This window comes from Streptomyces calidiresistens, from assembly GCF_014141525.1.
In the GTDB taxonomy this organism is placed as follows: domain Bacteria; phylum Actinomycetota; class Actinomycetes; order Streptomycetales; family Streptomycetaceae; genus Streptomyces; species Streptomyces calidiresistens.
Genome location: NZ_VKHS01000397.1, coordinates 1 through 5,030, shown reverse-complemented (window position 1 = coordinate 5,030; position 5,030 = coordinate 1). Strand labels below are relative to the sequence as shown.

The following is a 5,030-nucleotide window of genomic DNA, read 5'->3' as shown; positions in this document are numbered from 1 at the left end:
CCACAGCGATTTACACTTGCAGCTTCGTCGGCAGGGTCAGACGTGTATAAGAGACAGGGGCGAGCACGACCTGGAACGTGGCGGGGTCCAGCAGTCCCAGTACGTGCTGGCGGTCCCACCAGGAGGTGGCCTTCGCGCCGGGGGCGTCGCGGTTGCCGTGCGCGTAGGCCTCGGATCCGCCGCCGTGGGTGGGGGCGTACAGGACGCGGATCCGGTCGTCGGGCGCCCACACGCTGCCGTCATCGACGATGTCACCGCGGAACAGCGGGTCCAGTTTCGGGTAGCCGATTTCGATGACGCGGTCGGGGGGCGCGCCGGAGGCGATGACTTCCCGGGTGTGGGCCGGGCCGGGGCAGGTGACGAAGTCGAAGCTGGATGTGGTCTGCCAGCGGCGGTAGCCCTTGGAGGCGATGCCGTGGGCGTAGGAGATGCCGATGCGGTCCAGGCGCCACGAGGCGGGCAGGTACCGGTCGCGGTTGGAGAGGTAGACGTTGATGGCGTCGGGGCGCGGCTGGCGGCCGACGGTGTACGTGTCGGTGGGGAGGTGGGTGGTGATGGGGGTGATGAGGAGGTCGACCTGCCCACCGGGCACCAGGGAGTTGGTGGCCATGTTCCAGCCGGTGGAGTTGGATGCGAAGTGGATCACCGTCCACCGCCGGTGTGGGGACGGTGGTGGACGGTGAGGGTGCCGCGGCGGTTGCGGCGCCGCGGCCAGGTCGTCAGGGTCCGTTGGTTCCACATCCAGCCCGGCGCGTGTTCCAGGGCGCGGCGGGCGCCCTCGACGACACCCCAGTGGGGGTTCGCGGCATCGTGCACGACGATCGTGGCGCCGGGTGCCATGAGGGGCAGCCATGCGAGGAGGTCGCGTTCGACTTCGTCGGCGCCGTGGCCGGCGTCGTGCCACAGCAGCCCGACCGGTGGGCCGGTCCAGCGGTGGGCGATGTGGTGGGCGTAGTCGAGGTGGACGGTCAGCTCGCGGTCGGTGGCGCCGATGCGCTGCATGTGTCGGGCGAAGTCGGGGTGCGCGCCGGTGAAGCGCTCGAAGCTGCCTTCGTAGGTTTCGTCGGTGCGCTGGTCGCGGGCGTCGACGGCGTGGACGTGGGCGTGGTGGCCTCGGTGGGCTCCGAGGAGGAGCCAGCCGGTGGAGCGCCCGCGGTAGGAGCCGAGTTCGACGATGGCGTGGTCGGCGGGGACGCCGGTGGCGAGGTTGTGGAGGTGGCGGCAGGCGGTGAGTTCGACCATGCCGGGTTGGCGGTGGCCGGGGCGCCAGTCGAGGACGGGGGTGGGGTTGATCATGCGGCGTTCTCCAGTACGCGCGGCCCCCGCCCGGGCGCGCCCGCGGGAGTGGGCGGGGTGTCGGGGGCGGCGGTGTCGGTGTCGGTGTCGGTGCCCCCGGGGTCGCCGTGTGCGGTCTCCCGGCCGGCGCCGGGGGTGGCGTCGTGGCCGGCGGCGGCCTCCCAGCGGCGGGTCTGGGACTGGGAGACGCCCGGCACCATCTGCCACAGCTCGCGCTCCGGCACCCCGAGCTTCTCCGCGAGAACCGCGAGGGCGGCGACCACGGTGGGCAGCTTGCGGCGCTCGGTGTCCTTCCACGCGATTTCCGCGAACGGGTCGACGGGGATGCCGAGGAGGCTGCCGGCCTGGCCGAGGGCCTGCTCGTGGGCCTCTCCGATGACGGTCTGCCGCTCGGTGATTTTCCGCTGGTTGGAGGCGTTCACCGCGTCCAGTGCTTCCGCGGAGAGCTGCACGAGCTGACCGAGGAGCTCGTTGGCGGGGGTCTGGGAGATCACCGCGAGGTGCCGCAGTGTCGCCTCGCGGGACTCGATGTACCCGGAGAGGTCGGTGGCGGCGAACTCCCCGACCTCGACGTCACCCGGTTTGCGGGGGATGGTCAGCAGGGTGGAGGCGGCCACCTTGAGTTTCTGTTCCTCGGACTTCGCCATCCAGCCGAGGATGTAGCGCTGCTTGTGCGCGCCGTAGTGCTGCGCCACCAGCAGCAGGAACGTCGTGATGTTGATCTGGTCCTGGAGCTGGAACAGCGGCTCGATCTCCCCGACGACGGGGTCGTCGAGATCCTCGGTGGCGAGGTACCGGACGATGGGGCAGACGTCCTGCTCGTGCTCGAACTTCCCCTTGTGGACCAGGCGGTTGCCGTCGTCGCTGCTGGTCTCCAGTTCGTGGACGTGCTGGTCGTCGAACAAACGCCATTTCGGGCCGCCGCGGTGCAGGAGGCCGTAGACGGGCCAGTCGTCGTCGTCCCCGTAGGCGGCGGTGAGGTAGCGGGGTGAGTGGGGGCGCATCACGGGCACCGGTTTGCCGGGCAGGACGGTGACGTAGCCGGCGCCGTAGACGGACGCCGCGCGGTGGACGCCGATCTGTTTGCGGTCCATGCGGTTGCGCTGCCAGATCTCCCAGATCCGTTTGTCGGCGGCGGCCGAGGTGTAGCCGTCCACGTACATGGACTGCACCGTGGAGTCGGCGACCAGCTTGACGATGTTGACGCGGGAGATCGCGGCCAGGGCCCGGACCTCTTGGGGGACGCCCTGGGGGAGCCAGGTGAGGGTGGGATCGCCGGTGAGGTAGGTGCGGATCTGTTCCAGGCGGGGGCGTTCGGCGCCGCGCATCCGCAGCAGGTCGCGTGCGGCGTCCTCGGTCTCGCTGGTGGTCAGTGCCATCGGTGGTCCTCCCCGTCGCGGCCCCGAAGGGGGCGGGGCGGGTGTCCCCGCTCTTCGCCATCGTAGTGAATTGTTGACTCTTGTTCGCTTCGCGAGGTGGAATCCGTTGGATTCCGTGGGGTTAGCCGATGTCGAAATCGAAGATGTCGGTGAGCAGGGCGTCGACGCCCTGGCACACGGCGTCGATCACGTCGTCGTTCCCGACCTCCGGATAGGCCAGCGCCTGGTCCTCGAACTCCGCGATCCGCCCGTCGAAGAGGACCTGCCCGACCTGGCAGCGCTGGAGCAGCGACGCGAACCGCACCGTCTTGGACTCCGTGGTGTGTTCCGTCTCGATCGGCACGGGCATCCCGTACAGCGCGACCTCGTGCAGGCCACCGCCTTGGTTGGTCTCGATGACGATCTCGCACACCTCCGGGAACTGCTGAAGGAGCGCCAGGACGAACGCGCGCATCGGCTCACCGTGGGGGAGTTTCCGGCCGCAGGCGTAGCGCACCAGGGCCCGCCCTCCGGCGTGCCGCTCGTCACCCGGCAGGAGGGAGGTGACCGCGAAGCCGGTGAAGTCGGACTTGCCGGTGGTGGTGACGGCCGGGTCGATCGTCAGCACGGTCCTGACCATCGCCCGTCGGTGGGTCTCGGGCACGTCCGAGGCCTCCAGGCGTTGGATGTCGCGCGGGCGCCACCAGATCCCGTCCGTCGGCCGCGGCTTGTTCTCGAAGTTCTTCGCGTACGACACGCTCCCGCGGGCCTCCTGCTCCTCCAGCCAGTGCGCGGGCCACTTCGCGGGCCAGATCGAGCGACGGGAGCCGTCGGGGCGGTGCGGCAGGGGATGGAAGTAGTGCACCTGGAACTTCTCGTCCCGCACCCAGTCCTGGTCCCCCCGCTCGGAGTGCTTCACGAGCTGGTCGGCGAGGCCGTCGGCCATGGTGGTGGTGCCGGCCCACACCACGTGCGCGTCCTCCGACATCGCCAGCACCGCATCCACGATCGTCCGCAGGCGCTTGTCGCGCTGGTAGAGGGAGTACACCTCGCCAGAGGGCTCGGGGTCGTCCAGGATCAGCAGGGAGGGGCGCCGGTTGAGGGGGTCGACCAGGCCGAGGATCTCCCCGTCCAGCCCCAGCGCGGAGAACGTCACCCGGCTGGCGGCGTGGTACATGTGCTGGGTGTTCGCGACGGTGCTGCGGGAGGAGAGCTGCGCGGGCCGGCACAGGTCCGGGTAGTCGGTGCGCAGCAGCTCGTTGGAGGCGAGGATCAGGCGGACGGCGGTGAGGTGCCGCTGCGCCTGCGCCCCCGCGCTGCTGAACGCGGCGATGAAGCGGGCCGCGGCGTGGTCGTGGGCCAGCGCCCAGATCGGCAGCAGCTTGAACAGCCACGTGCTCTTCGCGGAGCCGCGGGGGGCGATGTAGGCGTGCCGCTCCTCGTGCAGGCCGGCCGGGCGGGTCCAGCGCAGCGCCAGACGCGCGAACTCCAGATGCGTATCCGCCCACGAAATCGTGCCGTGCTTGTCCCTCAGCAGTTGGGGGAGGTAGAGCAGCGCGAACAGCAGCGGGTCGTACCGCGTCAACTCGCGGCGGGCCTCGGGGCTGGTGAACGCGGCCCGCCCGAACTCGGCTATCAGCCCGCCCAGGTACGCCTCGTGGTCGAAGGTCTCCCCGTTCCACGGCTCCCCCGTGCCCGGGTCGTGCAGGTACCGGGCCACGGTCAGTCGCCGGTCCCGCCCGGGTCACCCGGATCGACCAGGCGGGCGTTGCGCTCCCGCAGCCGCGCGAGGAGCTCGGGCTCGACCGTGGTGGTGGTGACCGTCCCGCTGAGCTCGGTCTGCCGCGGCGCGTCCAGACCCAGCAGGCGCCGCCGCGCATCGTCCGCCTTCAGGATCCGATCGAGGGCCTGAAGCTTCGGGCTGTCGTCGACCAGGCGGGCGACCTTCGCGGCGAGGGGGTTGCCGTCCTCCCCGATGGAGATGTTCCCGTCCTCGTCCCGGACGTACTCGACGATGTCGTGGACGATGCGTCCCTGGTGGACCACCGGGTGGTCGCGCTCCAGGATGGCCGTGGCCTCGGCCACGACGCGGTCCAGGCGCTCGATGACGGTGGTGGCGACCGCCTGCCGGTCCTCCTCGGGGATGGACTCGCGGACCTCCGCGATGATGCGGCTGACCCGGGACTGGGTGATGCCGTGTTCGGCGGCGATGCGTTCCTGGGTCCAGCCGGACAGGTAGCGGCGCCACACCTCTCCGTTGCGGCCCTCCAGGCGGGGGCCTTTGTTCTGCGCCACGGCGGGCCTCCTCGTATGACTTTTTACGCAGCGCCGGGTCAGCGACGGCGGGTGCGGGGGCGGGGGGTGATGGTGCAGCGG

5 protein-coding genes are annotated in these 5,030 nt (G+C 70.8%); all 5 read right to left on the bottom strand.

Features of this window, described 5'->3' with window-relative positions; genetic code table 11:
- Positions 1 to 10: 10 nt before the first annotated feature.
- The 5 genes from FOE67_RS30965 to FOE67_RS16220 all read right to left on the bottom strand — a co-directional run bounded on the left by FOE67_RS30965 (position 11) and on the right by FOE67_RS16220 (position 4,949).
- Positions 11 to 646, bottom strand: a complete 636-nt coding sequence (locus FOE67_RS30965; RefSeq protein WP_182664927.1) for a CDP-glycerol glycerophosphotransferase family protein — start codon at positions 644 to 646, stop codon at positions 11 to 13.
- Positions 643 to 1,296: a class I SAM-dependent methyltransferase gene (locus FOE67_RS16235; protein ID WP_182664925.1), complete on the bottom strand. Its 654-nt coding sequence runs from the start codon at positions 1,294 to 1,296 to the stop codon at positions 643 to 645. Before FOE67_RS16235 ends, FOE67_RS30965 begins: the two co-directional genes overlap by 4 nt.
- Positions 1,293 to 2,675, bottom strand: a complete 1,383-nt coding sequence (locus FOE67_RS16230; RefSeq protein WP_182664923.1) for a phage portal protein — start codon at positions 2,673 to 2,675, stop codon at positions 1,293 to 1,295. Before FOE67_RS16230 ends, FOE67_RS16235 begins: the two co-directional genes overlap by 4 nt.
- Positions 2,676 to 2,796: 121 nt before the next feature.
- Positions 2,797 to 4,374 (bottom strand): hypothetical protein, encoded by a 1,578-nt coding sequence (locus FOE67_RS16225; RefSeq protein ID WP_182664921.1) that lies wholly within the window; start codon positions 4,372 to 4,374, stop codon positions 2,797 to 2,799.
- Positions 4,375 to 4,376: 2 nt separating this feature from the next.
- Positions 4,377 to 4,949 carry a sigma factor-like helix-turn-helix DNA-binding protein gene (locus FOE67_RS16220; protein ID WP_182664919.1) on the bottom strand — a complete coding sequence of 191 codons (573 nt, stop codon included), beginning with the start codon at positions 4,947 to 4,949 and terminating at the stop codon, positions 4,377 to 4,379.
- Positions 4,950 to 5,030: the final 81 nt, after the last annotated feature.

Excerpts from the sequence above, each read along its gene's own strand:
- FOE67_RS16235 (WP_182664925.1), bottom strand. The coding sequence starts at position 1,296 with ATGATCAACCCCACCCCCGTCCTCGACTGGCGCCCCGGCCACCGCCAA.
- FOE67_RS16230 (WP_182664923.1), bottom strand. The coding sequence starts at position 2,675 with ATGGCACTGACCACCAGCGAGACCGAGGACGCCGCACGCGACCTGCTG.